At 43.2% G+C, this 15,150-nt stretch carries 15 protein-coding genes; 4 read left to right on the forward strand and 11 right to left on the reverse strand.

Going from position 1 to position 15,150, the window contains the following annotated elements:
- The first annotated feature begins 59 nt into the window (after positions 1 to 59).
- The gene (gene mltF / locus MS_RS08295; protein WP_041639973.1) at positions 60 to 1,514 is read left to right on the forward strand and encodes a membrane-bound lytic murein transglycosylase MltF; all 1,455 of its coding nucleotides are present in this window, start codon (positions 60 to 62) and stop codon (positions 1,512 to 1,514) included.
- A 2-nt stretch (positions 1,515 to 1,516) separates the two neighbouring features.
- On the forward strand, positions 1,517 to 1,675 hold the full coding sequence (locus MS_RS11160; protein ID WP_011200972.1) for a hypothetical protein: 159 nt from the start codon (positions 1,517 to 1,519) through the stop codon (positions 1,673 to 1,675).
- Positions 1,676 to 1,743: 68 nt separating this feature from the next.
- Here the strand turns inward: MS_RS11160 and MS_RS08300 are convergent, their stop codons facing one another.
- From MS_RS08300 to MS_RS08345, 10 genes are all read right to left on the reverse strand, one after another.
- Positions 1,744 to 2,952 carry an NAD(P)/FAD-dependent oxidoreductase gene (locus tag MS_RS08300; RefSeq protein WP_011200973.1) on the reverse strand — a complete coding sequence of 403 codons (1,209 nt, stop codon included), beginning with the start codon at positions 2,950 to 2,952 and terminating at the stop codon, positions 1,744 to 1,746.
- Positions 2,953 to 2,954: 2 nt separating this feature from the next.
- Positions 2,955 to 3,797: a tetratricopeptide repeat protein gene (locus tag MS_RS08305; protein ID WP_011200974.1), complete on the reverse strand. Its 843-nt coding sequence runs from the start codon at positions 3,795 to 3,797 to the stop codon at positions 2,955 to 2,957.
- Positions 3,794 to 4,264 (reverse strand): heme lyase NrfEFG subunit NrfF, encoded by a 471-nt coding sequence (gene nrfF / locus MS_RS08310; protein WP_011200975.1) that lies wholly within the window; start codon positions 4,262 to 4,264, stop codon positions 3,794 to 3,796. Before nrfF ends, MS_RS08305 begins: the two co-directional genes overlap by 4 nt.
- Positions 4,265 to 4,795 carry a DsbE family thiol:disulfide interchange protein gene (locus MS_RS08315; RefSeq protein WP_011200976.1) on the reverse strand — a complete coding sequence of 177 codons (531 nt, stop codon included), beginning with the start codon at positions 4,793 to 4,795 and terminating at the stop codon, positions 4,265 to 4,267.
- 4 nt (positions 4,796 to 4,799) lie between these two features.
- Positions 4,800 to 6,734, reverse strand: a complete 1,935-nt coding sequence (gene nrfE, locus MS_RS08320; RefSeq protein WP_011200977.1) for a heme lyase NrfEFG subunit NrfE — start codon at positions 6,732 to 6,734, stop codon at positions 4,800 to 4,802.
- A gap of 82 nt (positions 6,735 to 6,816) precedes the next feature.
- A complete protein-coding gene (nrfD, locus tag MS_RS08325) occupies positions 6,817 to 7,788 on the reverse strand; it encodes a cytochrome c nitrite reductase subunit NrfD (protein ID WP_011200979.1) in 972 nt (323 codons plus the stop codon).
- Positions 7,788 to 8,468 (reverse strand): cytochrome c nitrite reductase Fe-S protein, encoded by a 681-nt coding sequence (gene nrfC, locus MS_RS08330; protein ID WP_011200980.1) that lies wholly within the window; start codon positions 8,466 to 8,468, stop codon positions 7,788 to 7,790. The genes nrfD and nrfC overlap by 1 nt, the downstream gene beginning before the upstream one ends.
- The gene (nrfB, locus tag MS_RS08335; protein WP_011200981.1) at positions 8,465 to 9,112 is read right to left on the reverse strand and encodes a cytochrome c nitrite reductase pentaheme subunit; all 648 of its coding nucleotides are present in this window, start codon (positions 9,110 to 9,112) and stop codon (positions 8,465 to 8,467) included. Before nrfB ends, nrfC begins: the two co-directional genes overlap by 4 nt.
- 86 nt (positions 9,113 to 9,198) lie before the next feature.
- The gene (nrfA, locus tag MS_RS08340) at positions 9,199 to 10,701 is read right to left on the reverse strand and encodes an ammonia-forming nitrite reductase cytochrome c552 subunit (RefSeq protein ID WP_083754315.1); all 1,503 of its coding nucleotides are present in this window, start codon (positions 10,699 to 10,701) and stop codon (positions 9,199 to 9,201) included.
- A gap of 558 nt (positions 10,702 to 11,259) precedes the next feature.
- A complete protein-coding gene (locus MS_RS08345; protein ID WP_011200983.1) occupies positions 11,260 to 12,153 on the reverse strand; it encodes an outer membrane protein assembly factor BamD in 894 nt (297 codons plus the stop codon).
- Positions 12,154 to 12,280: 127 nt separating this feature from the next.
- On the opposite strand from MS_RS08345, the gene rluD reads away from it, so the two are divergent.
- Both rluD and pgeF read left to right on the forward strand, forming a co-directional pair.
- Positions 12,281 to 13,255 (forward strand): 23S rRNA pseudouridine(1911/1915/1917) synthase RluD, encoded by a 975-nt coding sequence (gene rluD, locus MS_RS08350; protein WP_011200984.1) that lies wholly within the window; start codon positions 12,281 to 12,283, stop codon positions 13,253 to 13,255.
- Between the two features lie 18 nt (positions 13,256 to 13,273).
- Positions 13,274 to 14,008, forward strand: a complete 735-nt coding sequence (pgeF, locus tag MS_RS08355; RefSeq protein ID WP_041639975.1) for a peptidoglycan editing factor PgeF — start codon at positions 13,274 to 13,276, stop codon at positions 14,006 to 14,008.
- 489 nt (positions 14,009 to 14,497) lie between these two features.
- On the opposite strand, the gene plsY is transcribed toward pgeF, so the two are convergent.
- The gene (gene plsY / locus MS_RS08360) at positions 14,498 to 15,115 is read right to left on the reverse strand and encodes a glycerol-3-phosphate 1-O-acyltransferase PlsY (RefSeq protein WP_011200986.1); all 618 of its coding nucleotides are present in this window, start codon (positions 15,113 to 15,115) and stop codon (positions 14,498 to 14,500) included.
- Positions 15,116 to 15,150: the final 35 nt, after the last annotated feature.

Genomic DNA, 15,150 nt, shown 5'->3' on the forward strand with positions numbered 1-15,150 from the left:
GAGAAATTTTGATTGAACGGTTACAATGCCATCATTTTCCAAACACAGAGAGTTCTCATTTGAAAGGTTTATTATTACGGATAATCGCGGCATTCGCATTGGTGCTCTGGGCTATCGATATGGTATTCCCCTGGCAGCAAATGATGCGCTCGGAAGAAAACCGCTATAACGCAATTCAACAACGTGGCAAATTAGTTGTCGGCACGGTTAATAATCCGGTGTCTTATTTTATCGGCAATGAAGGGCAGGCCGGTTTGGAATATGAATTAAGCCGGGCGTTTGCCGATTATCTTGGTGTCGAGCTGGAAATGAAAGCCATGGATAACGGCGAACAATTATTTGATGCGCTGGAAGACAATGAAATCGATATTGCCGCCGCTAATTTACTCTATCAAGCCAAAAAAGCGGAAACTTTTCAATTAGGTCCGGCTTATTATTCCGCTTCCTGGCAGTTGGTTTACCGCAAAGGCGAAAGCCGTCCGCAATCGCTAAGCCAAATCAAGGACAAACTGATTATCGCCCGCGGTTCGGAACTGCCGTTGATTCTGCAAGGTTATCAAACAAAATATCCGAATTTAAAATGGCAGCTGGAAAACAACCAGACTCAGGAAGAATTATTATTGCAGGTGGCTCAAGGCAAAATTAAATATACGGTGGCAAATTCCATTGATGTTTCCGCCGTTCAGCAGGTTCGTCCTGAAATTGCCGTGGCATTTGACGTAACGGATGAGGCATCGGTACATTGGTATTTGCCGAATAACTCCTACAATGAATTACAAGCCGCCTTACTGGATTTTATGAATACGGCGCTTGAAGGCGGTTTAATCGCCCGAATTGAAGAAAAATATTTCAACCATTTCAGCCAGTTCGACTACGTAGATATGCGCCAGTACGTGCAGGCGATTAATGATATTTTGCCGAAATACGCCCCTTTATTTGACCGATATAAAGGTGACTTGGATTGGCGTTTACTTGCCGCTATTGCTTATCAGGAATCCCATTGGAACGAAAATGCTACCTCACCGACGGGCGTGCGCGGTATGATGATGTTAACCAAAGATACCGCCGAGCGGATGAAAATCGCCGACCGCACCGATGCGGAACAAAGCATTAAAGCGGGATCCGAATATTTGCATTGGCTGATTTCGCAAGTGCCGGACAGCATTCCAAAAGAAGATCGGATTTGGTTCGCCTTAACGGGTTACAATATGGGATTAGGACATATGCTGGACGCGCGCCGTTTAACCAAAAATTTAGGCGGCGACCCGGACAATTGGCTGGATGTGAAAAAGAATCTGCCATTATTGGCTGAAAAACGTTATTATCCTAATTTGAAATACGGTTACGCCAGAGGATATGAAGCCTTTCAATACGTAGAAAATATCCGCCGTTATATGAACAGTATTATTAATTATTATCGCGTACAGGAAAATGCCGATAATAAAGACAAACCAAGCGAGACAGACGAAAATTTACCGTTACCGTTAACGGATAACCAAGAAAAACAGGAATAATTATGTTAATAAGACGACGCAAACCCTCATTAAAAACGAAAAACAAACTCTCTTTGAGTTTATCGAAACGCCGTAATTTGCGCTTAAAACATCTAAAACGACGTAAAGCGAAAATTGCCGCCCGCCACGAATATAATTTTGTGGTTTGTCAGGATTGTTAAACAAAAATCCATAAAAAAATACCGCACTTTTGTCAAGAAAGCGCGGTATTTTCTTGCCTAATTTCACGCTACTCCGTTTGCGTAATTCCCACCGCACAAGCATAGGCGGAACTCCACGCCCATTGGAAATTATAGCCGCCGAGCCAGCCTGTCACATCCAATACTTCGCCGATAAAATATAACCCTTTTACTTTTTGGCTTTCCATGGTTTTGGAAGAAATTTCCTTCGTATCAATGCCACCCATAGTTACTTCCGCCGTGCGATAACCTTCGGTACCGTTAGGCTGAAACTGCCAATGATGAATTAGATTTTCCAGATTTTTTAACCGCACTTTGCTTAAATTAGCCAAAGTTTCGTCTTGCAGCAGCTGCCGCTCAAACCATAATTCCACCAGTTTTTTAGGCAAAATACGGGATAATGCGGTTTTTAATTGTAACTTCGGCGAACTTGCTTTTAATTGCGACAAATATTCCTCAATAGAGTCCGTCGGCAACAAATCGATTTCCACCGATTCATTCGGCTGCCAATAATTGGAAATCTGTAAAATCGCCGGCCCCGAAACGCCCCGATGAGTAAACAACAAGTTGTTACTAAAGGATTTACCGTTTTGTGCCGTTACCCGTACCGGCAACGAAATACCCGAAAGTGCGGTTAAAAATTTGTCATTTTCGCGATAAGTAAAAGGCACTAAACTTGCACGCGGCGACAGCACATTAAGACCAAACTGTTCGGCGATTTGATAGCCGAAAGGCGAGGCGCCCAGCGCCGGCATAGACAACCCGCCGGTTGCGATCACAAGATTTTTACAATACCAGGTTTGCCCGCCGGACTGAATTTTAAAACGCGCGTTTTCATCATTATGTACCGCTTCCACCAAATCAATGCGCTGTCGTAACTGAATGCTCACCCGGTTTTCGGTACATCGCGCTTCCAGCATTTTCACAATATCTTCCGCGCCGTTATCGCAAAATAACTGCCCGGATTCTTTCTCATGATAAGCAATACCCTGCGCCGCAACCATGGCGATAAAATCCCACTGGGTAAAGCGCGCCAACGCCGACTTCACAAAATGCGGATTATGGGAAAGATAATGGGAAGGCAAAACCTCTAAATTGGTAAAATTACAAAATCCGCCACCGGACATCAGGATTTTACGTCCCGCTTTTTTGCCGTTATCAAAAACCGTGACGGATTTTCCCGCTTTGCCGATTTGCCCGGCACAAAATAAACCCGCGGCGCCGGCACCGATAATGATTGTTTCCGAATAGTTTTTCACGCTTAATTTGCCTTTTGTTGCATCCGGTTATTTTGCAGCATTGTCGCCAGATTCATATTTCGAATAATTTCCCGACGATCGAGCCCCGTATGCCCGGAATCCAATAACCGCTGCCAATATTGCAATGCGCTTGGAAAATCGTTTTTTAAAAACGCGTCCGACGCCATTAAGGAAAGGCTCGACACTTCTTTAGGATCGGCAGCTAAAGCAATATCGATAATATGTTGTACCTGCGGGGTAATTTTTTGCCCCGCCTGATAATATAACGTCGTTGCCGCTAAACCTAAAATATGGGGTTTGCCACCCTCTAATTTTTCCGCATTGCCGTAAGCAAGCAAAGCGTTATCATAATCGTTGCTCAACATATAAGCCTGTCCGAGTTCAACCCAATCGTCGGCATTATTCGGGTCTTTACGCAGTTTGTTTTGAATTGATAGCACATAATCAATATTCTTATCTTCGGCACTGGCGGTAATTAACCGGCTTTGTTGTTGCGCAAAGGCTTTTTCCCCTTGCCGTACATAATCGAAGCGGTTTAAAGAAAAATAATAAAGCAACGGCATAACGATAAGTACCAGCCACAGTAGCGCCGATAATTTTCGGCTAAAACCGACCGCAGTTTTCAATGTTAGCGCCGCTTCACTTTGTTGTTCGTCCATTAATAAACGCTGAGCGAACTCATTTGCCAGTTCCTCGCCCGGATTACTTTGAAGTTGCTGTTCATATAAAGCGATATTTTGCTGCTGACGATAATTTTGCTGCCAACTTACCTTTTTGGTAAAAAACACAAAAAGCAAAAGCCCGATGGCGGCAAAAATAATAAGCCCGATAATAAATTGCGTCATTTTTTATCCTTATTTTTAGCCAATAATTCCGCCAATTCCCGGCGTTGCCGCTCGCTAAGTGCGGTGCAAATTTCGCGATTTTCCGAGCGCCGGCGCAAATAACGCACCATTAACAATACCGCCAATAAAAGTAACCCGATAGGCAAACACCAAAGCAATGCCGTAGTAAGTTCAAAAGGCGGTTTATATAAAACGAAATTGCCGAATCGGGAAGTCATCACTTCCACAATTTGCTGATTCGACTTACCTTCATCCACCATTTTATACACTTCGATACGTAAATCGTAAGCGATGGGAGAATTCGACTCCACCAGATTTTGATTCTGGCATTGCGGGCAGCGTAAAGACTTCGCCAAAGCAACCGCGCGGGTGCGATCTTCTACGTTTTTAAACTGATAGGTATCGACCATTTCCGCTTGTAGAGACAAGCTTACAAACACCAATATGGAGAACAGTATTTTTTTCATTTAGTTTCTTAACTTATTGAATTCGGGAAGAATTTCTTTTTGTAAAATGGTTTTGTCAACAGCGCCGGAATAACGGTAACGGATTACGCCGTTTTCATCAATTACATAGGTTTCCGGCGCACCGTCCACGCCTAATTTCATTGCTAATTCACCGCGGCTGTCGTCAATCACCAACGCAAAAGGATTACCCTTTTTGGTTAACATTTCTAGAGCGCCTTGCTTTTTGTCGCGATAATTCAAACCCACAATCGGAATACGTTGTTCCGCCAATTCCATTAAAAGCGGATGTTCTTGTTGGCAGTAATAGCACCAACTGCCCCATACGTTCAGCAAATAAGGCTGTTTCGGCAAATGTTTATTGCTAATGATACGGTTGTTATCCAGTAAATCCGCCTGGAAAAACTCCGGCACAGGTTTGCCTATTAACGCCGAAGCAATTTTTTTCGGATCCTGCTTTAATCCCATTATTAAAAAAATGCAGATAACCAATAAAACAATCAGAGGTAAAAATAAAAATACTTTTCTTTTCATTATGTTATTCTTTTTTAATTGCCGATGAAAACGCCATGGCGTTTTTCCGTTGAACCAGGCTAACGGCGGCTACTAAAGCGCCTAATGCCATTAAAATTCCACCCAGCCATAACCAGCGGACAAAAGGTTTGTAATGCAGGCGAAAACTGAACTCATTCGGCGCCAGCTTATCTCCCATGACAATATAAATATCGCCTAAAACGCCCCATTGAATACCCACTTCCGACATATTCATAGTTCGTACCTCATAATAACGGCGTTCCGGATAAAGTGCGGTCAGTTTTTGGTTATTTTTATAAATTTCAAAATGCGCTTTTTCCGAAGTAAAGTTAGGACCTAGCTCATTAGTAAAGCCTATATAGCGGAACTCATAACCGTTTAACATTTGGCTCTGTTGCGGCGCTAAACGTACGCCGATTTCACTGCCGAAATAACCGGACATCACCGCACCAATCACCGCAAAAGCAACACCGCAATGAGCAAGGATCATGCCTGACCGCCGCAACCCTATTTTTCGCCAATTTATCCATAAAGTTGCAAGCAACAGCCAAATTGCCAAACTAAGCAGCACAAATGCGGAAAAATGAAAGCGCAGACTTTCATCCTGCCGAACGGTGAAATGAATAATCAAATATGCAATCAGAAGGGCGGGGATAAGCAATATTGATTTTTGCCGCAATAAAGTGCGGTTCATTTTTTGCCATTTTGTAGCTAATACGAAAACCATCGCAATAAGCATAATCAGCAACAAAGGCACAAAAATGCTATTAAAATACGGCGCACCGACGGAAATAGAACCCCAGCCCATCGCCGAAAATACCATTGGATAAAAAGTTCCTAAAAACACGCTGACAGTGGCAATAGTGAGAACTACATTAGCCAACAACAAAAAGCTTTCTTTCGAAAAAACGGAAAAACGGACCGCACTTTGACGCAAATTGACTTTAAGGGCGAAAACGGTTAATGCCAACGCCGTTAACAGGAAGAAAATAAGTAATAATGCAGTCCCCCGTTCGCCGTCCACGGCAAAAGCGTGAACCGAAGTTAATACGCCGGAACGCACGATAAAGGTGCCAAGCAGGCTGAAAGCAAAGGCAAATAATGAAAAAAGTATCGTCCAATAGCTGAAAATCCCGCGTTGTTCGGTAACTATCAGGCTGTGCAATAACGCCAGACCGATTAACCAAGGCATCAACGAGGCGTTTTCCACCGGATCCCAGAACCACCAGCCGCCCCAGCCGAGTTCGTAATATGCCCACCATGCACCGAGCATAATGCCTAAAGTTAAGAAGAACCATGATAACAATACCCAAATTCTTGTCCAGCGTGCGATAGCGGCATCAACATGTCCGCTTAGCATGACGGATAAAGTCATAGCAAAATTTACCGCGAACCCCACATAACCCAAATAAAGCAGCGGCGGATGAATAATCAGACCGATATCTTGCAACATCGGATTAAGATCCCGCCCTTCCGGCGGTAAAGGGAACTGACGAATGAAAGGGTTGGAAAAAAACAGAATAAAAATAGCAAAACTCAAACAAATAAAACCGAGAATAGAAAGGGTCCGCGCTGAAAAAACAGGATCAATTTTTCGACTGAAAAAAGCAAAAGCGGCAGTCCATAAACTTAATGAAAACAGCCAGAATAACATGGAGCCTTCATGCCCGCCCCAGGTCGCGGCAATTTTAAAAAACAGAGGAAGCTGTGAATTCGAATGGGCGGCGACATATTCCACCGAAAAATCATTAACCGAAAAAGAATAGGCTAAACAGGCAATGGAAATCGTGCTGAAAATGGCAAACAGATAACTGAAATTCCAGGCATAACTCAGTAAATTCGTATTGCGTTTTATCATACCTACAAGCGGAATTAACGTAAGCAAGAAAGAAGAAAGTAATGCAATAAGCAATGCAATAAAGCCGAGTTCTGGGATCATAATAATCTGTCTGACATAAGAAAATAAAAGAAAAATAATAAAAGGCGTACCGAAATACGCCTTTATTCTACAGAAAGTAAACTTACATTGCGATGGTTAGTTGGCCGGCGTATAAAATAAAGTAACGCAGGCAAAGCACACCGATTAAGTCAAAAATTGACACTAAAATGATAAATTTCGCATTATATTTCCATTTATCGCTGGCAAATAAGTTTGCGATTAGCGGAATCATAATACCAATCAACATAACGCCAATCCAGAACACCGCGCCCCAGAAGCCGGAAAGGGCATTCTGCAAGGCAACGACCTTTTGACCGCCGCCAAAGTACAAGCCTACGAAGAAGCAGACGATTAAACCCAATTCGGTTACCATAATCGGCACTTCGAATTTATGGATATAATGCACTTCATGGCTGTCGCCTTTAAGTTTACCTGCGATTAAAATACACAGGAATGTGGCGGCAATGCCGGATGAGGTTCCCGATGCAAGGAATAATGCCGGCAATACCGGGTTATTCAACATTGGGTAACTGATTAATGCCGATAACAAGAAACCGGTATAAGCGCCTAATACTGCGGCTAAAATAAACAGAATTACTTCGGCGGCACTAAAAATGCGTTCACAAGCGCCGATAATATTGGTTACGAACCGTAACTTCGGCACAAATTTCTTAATTAGGTTATCGATTTCGGCTTTAAAGAGTACCGCAATCCAAATTACCATAAACAGCATATAGACTTGGAAAAGCATAACCCCCATCGACATCACGGAATTAAATTGATAATTAAACATCAATTTCCAGAATGTCCAAGGTCGCGCCAAATGGAAAATCAATAAAGTCAAACCGATTAGGGTCGGTATCGTTCCCAATACCGCGGCACTACGAACAATCCAGTTTTCACTTGGTTTTTCCAACTTGTGGGAGCGGCGATAAGCGATCGCTAACTGTACCGCACCGGAAGAAATACCCAGCAAAAACAGGTAAATTGCAATAGAGGAATCCCATACAAGATCAGGCGTATGAAAAGGCACAGGATAGGTTAATGTACTCATTATCTATGCTCTCCTTTTGCAAATGGGATATGGTAAAGATTCGGCTCGGTACCTAATGTTAATTTGGTACGATACACCGGATTTTCTCTTACTTTACGTGCGACCGCGCTATTTGGATCATTCATATCACCAAAGGTTAATGCTTTAGTCGGGCAAGCTTCAACACAAGCCGGTTGTTTGCCTGCTGCAAGATTGGTATCGCGGCAGAAATTACATTTATCGGCAGTTTTATGCACCGGATGAATAAAACGTACGCGATAAGGACATACGGCGATACAATATTGGCAACCTACGCAAAGATCTTTGTTTACATCAACAATACCCGTTTCAGGGTCAATGAACGAAGCACCTGTCGGACATACCGCCACACAAGGCGCGTTAGTGCAATGTTGACAAGATTGACGGAAAAATTCATATTCCTGGTTCGGAAATTCGCCATGAGGCTCGCTACGGAGAATTTCCAAACGAGAAACACCTTCTGGCACTTGGTTAGTCTCACGGCAGGCATCCATACAGGCCGTACAACCGATACATGAAGTTTCGTCATGTACCATTGCATAGCGTTTTGGCGCCGTTTCGTTAGGCTTTTCACCTTGTGCCGATAATTTAACTGATGTTCCCGTTGTGAGGATTAACGCACCCATTCCGGAAACAAAGTTTCGGCGTGAGCAAGCTGTCATTGTTTATCCTTTTGTTCGGTTGCAGATTGCGCTGCATCTGCGGCTTCTTTACGTAAACGTTGTTCGCTATGACAGTCAACGCAGATTTTCACACGTTCTTTAGGTTCGATATCCTTCATTGCATCTTTAGCGGGATGTAATGTGTGGCAACTTGCACAAGGCGCTTTCATTGCGTGAACATCATGAGCCCAAAGTTTTTTACGCAAATCATCCGGTTTATGACAAGAGAAACAAACTTGATTTTGTTCCTGTACTGAATACATCGGTTGTTCAGTACTGAAAATATCACTTTCAAAACGCATAACGTCTTTGGCGCCTTTGCGGTGATCTTCACTAATATTACCGTGACAACTTACACAGGTAATAGGTTTACCTGTTGCCGGGTTGTTTTTGGTTAAATGAGTACCATGGAATTTACCCGCATGGTTTGTACCCACAGCCTGGTCTTTTGAGGTGTCAAGGTTATGACATTGTGCACAATACTTATTAGGATCGCGTACGTTGTCCAACGTTTGGTCAAAAGCAGCCACCGGAGACTCTTGCTTCGCGTCAACTTTAGCCTGTTCGGCCTGAACTGTTGTCGCAAATAGCATCACTCCGAACAATGCTGAGAGTTTTGCAAATTTTTTCAATACAGAGTTCATCTTATTTACCTTAATCCTTTGATTTAAGTTACCGCACTTCGACTTTGTTCTTTTCAGGAAAACTCAAAGTGCGGTCGCTTTTGTCATTATTTTGCAGGTGTTGTCGGCGGAGCGGTTAAAATTAACCCTTTGCTAATCGCTTCTTTATTCCATTCAGGAATCACTGTTTTAATGAACTCTTCTTTTTCTTTGCGTTCTTTCTCAATATCGATTCCCATTACTTTCCATGCTTTTTCAGCAGTTGAAATATCCGGGTATTGGATTGGTTGTTGAACGCCGTGTTTCGCAAGAATAACGGCTAATTTAGCACGGGCATCTGCCACCCGATCTAAACCGCTGGCAATGATTTTTAATGCTACATCAGGTGCGTGCATATGCATACCGTGGCTCGCCGCCGCAAAATCCCAACGCCATTGAGCGTGACGAATTGCTTGCAGCGCATCTTTCATTTCTTCTTGAGTTGCACCGTTATCCCAAGCGGTTTTCGCTTCGAAATGAGACTTAACAAGTTGATCTTCAAGTTTAAGCATCACTTCGCGAACGTCCGCTTTGTGCTGTTCAACAGTTTTAATTAAAGTATCCTGGCTTTGATCATGGCAACGGGCACAGGTATTTTGGAAGTTATCTTTTACAGGATTACCCACAACTTGGTGATCCGTATAAACTTTACCGTCTTTATCTTGTGTTTTAGCCATGTGGCAATCAACACAGGTTACGCCGTTTTTACCGTGCGTACCCATTGACCAGGTTTCAAAATCAGGGTGTTGCGCTTTTAACATTGGCGCTTTAGAAATTGAGTGTTCCCAGTCTTTAAAACCGATTTCATCGTAGTATTTTTCGATACTATCTACGTCACGACCTTTATACCATGGGAAAACTACGTTGTTTGCACCGGTGCTTTTATCGAAATAATATTCAACGTGGCAGTTAGCACAAACCCCGGCGCGTTGATCCGTACGATCGGAAGTGGCAAAGGTTTTACCAACCGTATCCAACGCACGTAAAACATGCGGACGGGCAACGCGTAATGCAGGTTTACCGTCTTTAAAATCTTGAGATTGAGTATCGTGACAGTCGGCACAACCGATGCTGTTTACAACTTCAGCGCCGCCTTTTGCCCATTTGCCGGAGAAGTAACCTTCTTCGCCCCATTCGGCAATTAAACGAGGAACATCCGGACCTTTACAGGTCCAGCAAGCCATTGGTTGCGGACCGCCGTTAGCATCTTTTGGCGAACCTGTACGTAAAATATTACGTACATCAGTTACTGCATAAATGTGACCGCGAGGAGAGTTAAATTCTTTTGCGAATGCATAACCGCCCCACATAACGATCATACGAGGATCGTCTTCTACCTCTTTATGGAATTCTGTCTGCTCCGCTGTTTTCGCCCAGGAGTTATACTGTCTTGGGAAATCCGCAGCAAATTTTTCGTTTGCCGCTTCAATTTTAAGATTAGGATTAACTGGTGTTAATTCTTCTTTAGTCGGTGCGCGTTTTGCTGCTGTTTCAGGCGCGGGTTGCTGTAATTGCTGCGCTTGTTGGTGTGTTGCCATAGCTTTTTCTTCAGCTACCGCCGAATTCGCCATTGCAAAACCTAAGCCTACAATCGCTAAAGAAGATAGCGTTTTTCTGAGTATGTTCACGATAATTACTCCATTCAAGGTTTAACCAAGGTTAAGAATCTTAGATTTAATTTTAAAGTTTTTATTAATTCTACCCTGCCAACAAAAATGAGAATTTTTATCATCAAAAACAAGGTGATACTTAATAAAAAGAGAGTTCCTCAAGGCTAAAAATAGCAAATGCGCATACATTTTTCATGGTTAAATAACAAATTATTGCTTTTGATCAATATTTTTTTAACATTCCGTCTGATAAAAAATTTTCACCACATGATAATACCTCTTTATAGTTAACTTAAATTAGTTATTTTTCAAAAAGTTAGAATCATTTACCAAAGCATTGAATAAGACTAAAATTCTCTTTTACACAAAATTACAGGCCATTTTTGCGCAAAAATTTCACAAACTTGAAACATATAAAAAGCCGAGTTATCTCACAAATAACTCGGCTTTAAATCAGCTAAACAGGCATTTAGAATGTTTTATTAAAATACCGGAAAATCTAATAATTCGGTTTTATCCTTAATCTTTCGAACCGAATGACAACCATGACGGCCAGCTAAAGAAAGAATCGTCGGATTTTGTCGCAACCTTTTCTTTATCGGAGGAATCGGAAGATCCGAATGATAACCAAGAAGGCAGGCTCAAGAACGGCTCTTTCGGTTTTTCCGCTTCTTTTATTACACGGCCTTCATTTGCTTTAACCAAAGTTGCCGCCTGACTCGCCAATTGTGTTAACCCCATTTTTTCATAGGATTCCTGTAATAGCGGTAGTGCTTCCAAAGTAGCTTGCGTATCCGGATAGCTTCTCAACATGCCGGTAATACGGTTAGATGTCGCAACCCAAGCACTGCGTTTAGCATAAAATTTGGCAATTTCCAATTCATGACGGGCTAAGCGGTCTTTAATGTAAGCCATACGAGCCAAAGCGTCCGGCGTATAAGGGCTGTTCGGGAAATTTTGCACTAAGGTCTGGAAATTGTTGAAAGCGGTTTTCATTGAAGTGGTTTCCCGGGTAGAACGATCTACGCCAAAGAAATCCTGGAATAAATTATCGCCTAAAGCGGAATTCGTCAACGCCGCCATATAAAGCACATAATCTAAATGTTGGCTTTGCGGGAATTGTTGTAAAAAACGATCCGCAGTTGTGAGCGTTTTTGTGTAATCTTGAGATTTATAAGTAGAAAAGATGAGATTTAATTCAGCCTGTTCACTGTAAGAGCTACCGGGAAAACGTGAATCTACAGCTTCTAAATAACGCGTAGCCTGAGTGTAATTACCCTCTTGTAAATAATTAGCTCCTGTTGAGAATAATTCTTGCTCCGATGCCTGTTCAACAGGTTTTTCCGAACTCGAACAACTTGCGATAACCAACACGCTTAAAGCAATAAGAGTCAATGATTTAAATTTACGCATATAAGCTATAATCCTTTTTTATGTATAAAAATTTAGTGTTGTGAGTTACAATGCTCCCGAAATAATTAAGATATTGTATAGAACATTATAAAATAAGCAAACTTCAATTAATGGAATTTTGATATTTATGGCACAAATTACTATGTCGGCTGAAGTTCAGCCTCATCAAATGGGACAGCGTTTAGACCAAACTTTAGCCGAATTGTTCCCGGATTATTCCCGCTCCCGTTTAAAAACCTGGATAGAAGACGAGCTCGTTTTGTTAAACGGAAAAGTCGCCAATATCCCCCGCGAGAAAGTATATGGCGGCGAACAAGTTGAAATTACCGTTGAAATTGAAGATGAAAACCGCTTTGAGCCTCAAAATATTCCTTTAAATATTGTTTATGAAGACGATGATATTTTAGTTATTAACAAACCGAAAGATTTTGTAGTTCATCCCGGTGCCGGCAATCCTAATGGTACGGTACTGAATGCATTGCTTTATCATTATCCGCAAATTACCGAAGTGCCGCGGGCAGGGATCGTACATCGTCTGGATAAAGACACCACGGGATTAATGGTCGTGGCAAAAACTATTCCCGCACAAACACAATTGGTTCGCGCACTACAAAAACGCAAAATTACCCGTGAATACGAAGCCATTGCTTTCGGCATTATGACAAAAGGCGGTACCGTTGACGAGCCGATGTCCCGCCACCCCACCAAGCGCACCCTTATGGCGGTTCATCCTATGGGTAAACCTGCGGTAACCCATTATAGGGTAATGGAACATTTCCGCAATTACACCCGCTTACGTTTGCGTCTGGAAACCGGTCGTACCCATCAAATCAGAGTACATATGGCCCATATCGCCCATCCGTTATTAGGAGATCAAACTTACGGCGGGCGCCCTCGTCCGCCCAAAAATGCCAGCGAAGAATTTATGAGCGTATTGCGTAATTTCCAACGCCAGGCGCTACATGCAATCATGTTACGTTTAGAACACCCGATTACAGGTGAACTGATGGAATGGCATGCGCCTTTACCGGAAGATTTTGTCGAACTGGTCAATGCGTTGAAAGCGGATTATCAATTACATAAAGATGAATTAGACTACTAAATGTTGAAGGATAAAATGATGGATGCATTGCAAGCCGACTGGATTGCGCCCGGTAATATCCATGGATTCACTACTTATCGTCAAGGCGGCGTGAGCCAAGAACCGTATACAAGTTTTAATTTGGGCAATCACGTAGGTGACGATCCGAATGCAGTTAAAATTAATCGAAATCTGCTAGTGGAAAATTTCAACCTACCGCAGTTGCCCGTTTTCTTAACTCAAACCCATAGCATCCGTGTCATCACGCTTCCTTTCGAAGGAACAGATCTTGATGCGGATGCGGTTTATACCGCCCAACCGAATCAGGTTTGCGTAGTCATGACGGCGGATTGCCTGCCCGTACTATTTACCAACAAAGCGGGGACTGAAGTCGCCGCCGCGCACGCCGGCTGGCGCGGGTTATGCGACGGTATATTGGAAGAAACGATCAAATGCTTTCAATGCCCCCGTGATGAAATTATTGCCTGGTTCGGACCCGCTATCGGCCCCAATGCTTTTCAAGTGGGTGAGGATGTAATGAAACAATTTGTTGCGCAGGATAATAAAGCAAAACAAGCCTTTATTGCAGATCCCAATACGGAAGGCAAGTTTTTAGGCAATCTTTATCAAATTGCCAGCCAACGTCTGCATAATATGGGCGTAACCAATATTAGCGGCGGGGAACATTGCACTTATGAGGAACAGGATAAGTTTTTTTCTTTCCGTCGAGATATCAATACCGGTCGCATGGCGACGGTGATTTGGTTTGAATAATCGGATTTTTCCCCCTCAGTCACTGCGTGACAGCTCCTCCAGCTTCGTGGGGGAGCGAAATTTTCGTATTTCGACAGCGCTAACGTCATTTCAGTCTATCCCTCCCCCGCGAAGTCGGGGGAGCGAAATTTTCGTATTTCAACAGCGCCAATGTCATTTCACAGCGTTCCCTCCCCCGCGAAGTCGGAGGAGCGAAATTTTCGTATTTCGACAGCGCTAATATCATTCAGCCCATTCCCTCCCCCACGCAGTTGGGGGAGGTGCCTGAAAGGCGGAGGGGGAAAGCGAGGGTTTATCGGTTACTGATCTATTTCATAACGTAATGCGATTTGAATAATCGGATTTTTCCCCCCTCAGTCACTGCGTGACAGCTCCCCCAGCTTCGTGGGGGAGCGAAATTTTTCGTATTTCGACAGCGCCAACGGCATTCCACAGCGTTCCCTCCCCCACGTAGTTGGGGGAGGTGCCTGCAAGGCGGAGGGGGAAGCTTTATTCGCCTTGCGAATCTTCTTTCTTTTTGAATTTAGCCCAAACTTTATCTTCCTGCCCGCGCCATAAACGCTGGATATTTTCATGATGGCGATAAACCAACAAACAACAAACTAATGCTACAGGAAAAGTAAATTCGGGACGAATCCACCACACATAAAACGGTGTTACCAGTGCGGCGATAACGGCGCTCAAAGAAGAATAACCGCTGAGTAAAAAAATAATTCCCCAAGTACCTAACATTGCACCGGCAATTCCCCAGCTAATCGGAGCAATAGCGCCGAATGCCGTTGCAACACCTTTCCCGCCGCGGAATTTAAAATAAATCGGAAAAATATGTCCAAGACAAGCACTTAATGCCACCATACCCAGCTCAAAAGGAGTTAAACCTAGGTAATAACCACACCAAACGGGAATCATACCTTTTAAAATATCAAAAATCAGCACGGCTAATGCAGCCCAGCGCCCGCCAATACGTAACACATTAGTCGCACCCGGGTTACCGGATCCGCTTTGCCGAGGATCCGGCAATCCTACAAGCCGACAAATTAAAATTGCGCTTGAAATTGATCCTAAAAAATAGGTCGCCAGCATGTATAAAATGGCAAAAAAGCTCATCGGACTCACCTTAAAGATAACCTTTCGCTCATAAC

It is taken from the genome of [Mannheimia] succiniciproducens MBEL55E (assembly GCF_000007745.1).
Classification (GTDB): Bacteria; Pseudomonadota; Gammaproteobacteria; order Enterobacterales; family Pasteurellaceae; genus Basfia; species Basfia succiniciproducens.

Excerpts from the sequence above, each read along its gene's own strand:
- MS_RS11160 (WP_011200972.1), top strand. The coding sequence starts at position 1,517 with ATGTTAATAAGACGACGCAAACCCTCATTAAAAACGAAAAACAAACTC.
- MS_RS08305 (WP_011200974.1), bottom strand. The coding sequence starts at position 3,797 with ATGACGCAATTTATTATCGGGCTTATTATTTTTGCCGCCATCGGGCTT.
- nrfF (WP_011200975.1), bottom strand. The coding sequence starts at position 4,264 with ATGAAAAAAATACTGTTCTCCATATTGGTGTTTGTAAGCTTGTCTCTA.
- MS_RS08315 (WP_011200976.1), bottom strand. The coding sequence starts at position 4,795 with ATGAAAAGAAAAGTATTTTTATTTTTACCTCTGATTGTTTTATTGGTT.
- nrfE (WP_011200977.1), bottom strand. The coding sequence starts at position 6,734 with ATGATCCCAGAACTCGGCTTTATTGCATTGCTTATTGCATTACTTTCT.
- nrfD (WP_011200979.1), bottom strand. The coding sequence starts at position 7,788 with ATGAGTACATTAACCTATCCTGTGCCTTTTCATACGCCTGATCTTGTA.
- nrfC (WP_011200980.1), bottom strand. The coding sequence starts at position 8,468 with ATGACAGCTTGCTCACGCCGAAACTTTGTTTCCGGAATGGGTGCGTTA.
- nrfB (WP_011200981.1), bottom strand. The coding sequence starts at position 9,112 with ATGAACTCTGTATTGAAAAAATTTGCAAAACTCTCAGCATTGTTCGGA.
- nrfA (WP_083754315.1), bottom strand. The coding sequence starts at position 10,701 with ATGGCGAATTCGGCGGTAGCTGAAGAAAAAGCTATGGCAACACACCAA.
- MS_RS08345 (WP_011200983.1), bottom strand. The coding sequence starts at position 12,153 with ATGCGTAAATTTAAATCATTGACTCTTATTGCTTTAAGCGTGTTGGTT.
- rluD (WP_011200984.1), top strand. The coding sequence starts at position 12,281 with ATGGCACAAATTACTATGTCGGCTGAAGTTCAGCCTCATCAAATGGGA.
- pgeF (WP_041639975.1), top strand. The coding sequence starts at position 13,274 with ATGGATGCATTGCAAGCCGACTGGATTGCGCCCGGTAATATCCATGGA.
- plsY (WP_011200986.1), bottom strand. The coding sequence starts at position 15,115 with ATGAGCTTTTTTGCCATTTTATACATGCTGGCGACCTATTTTTTAGGA.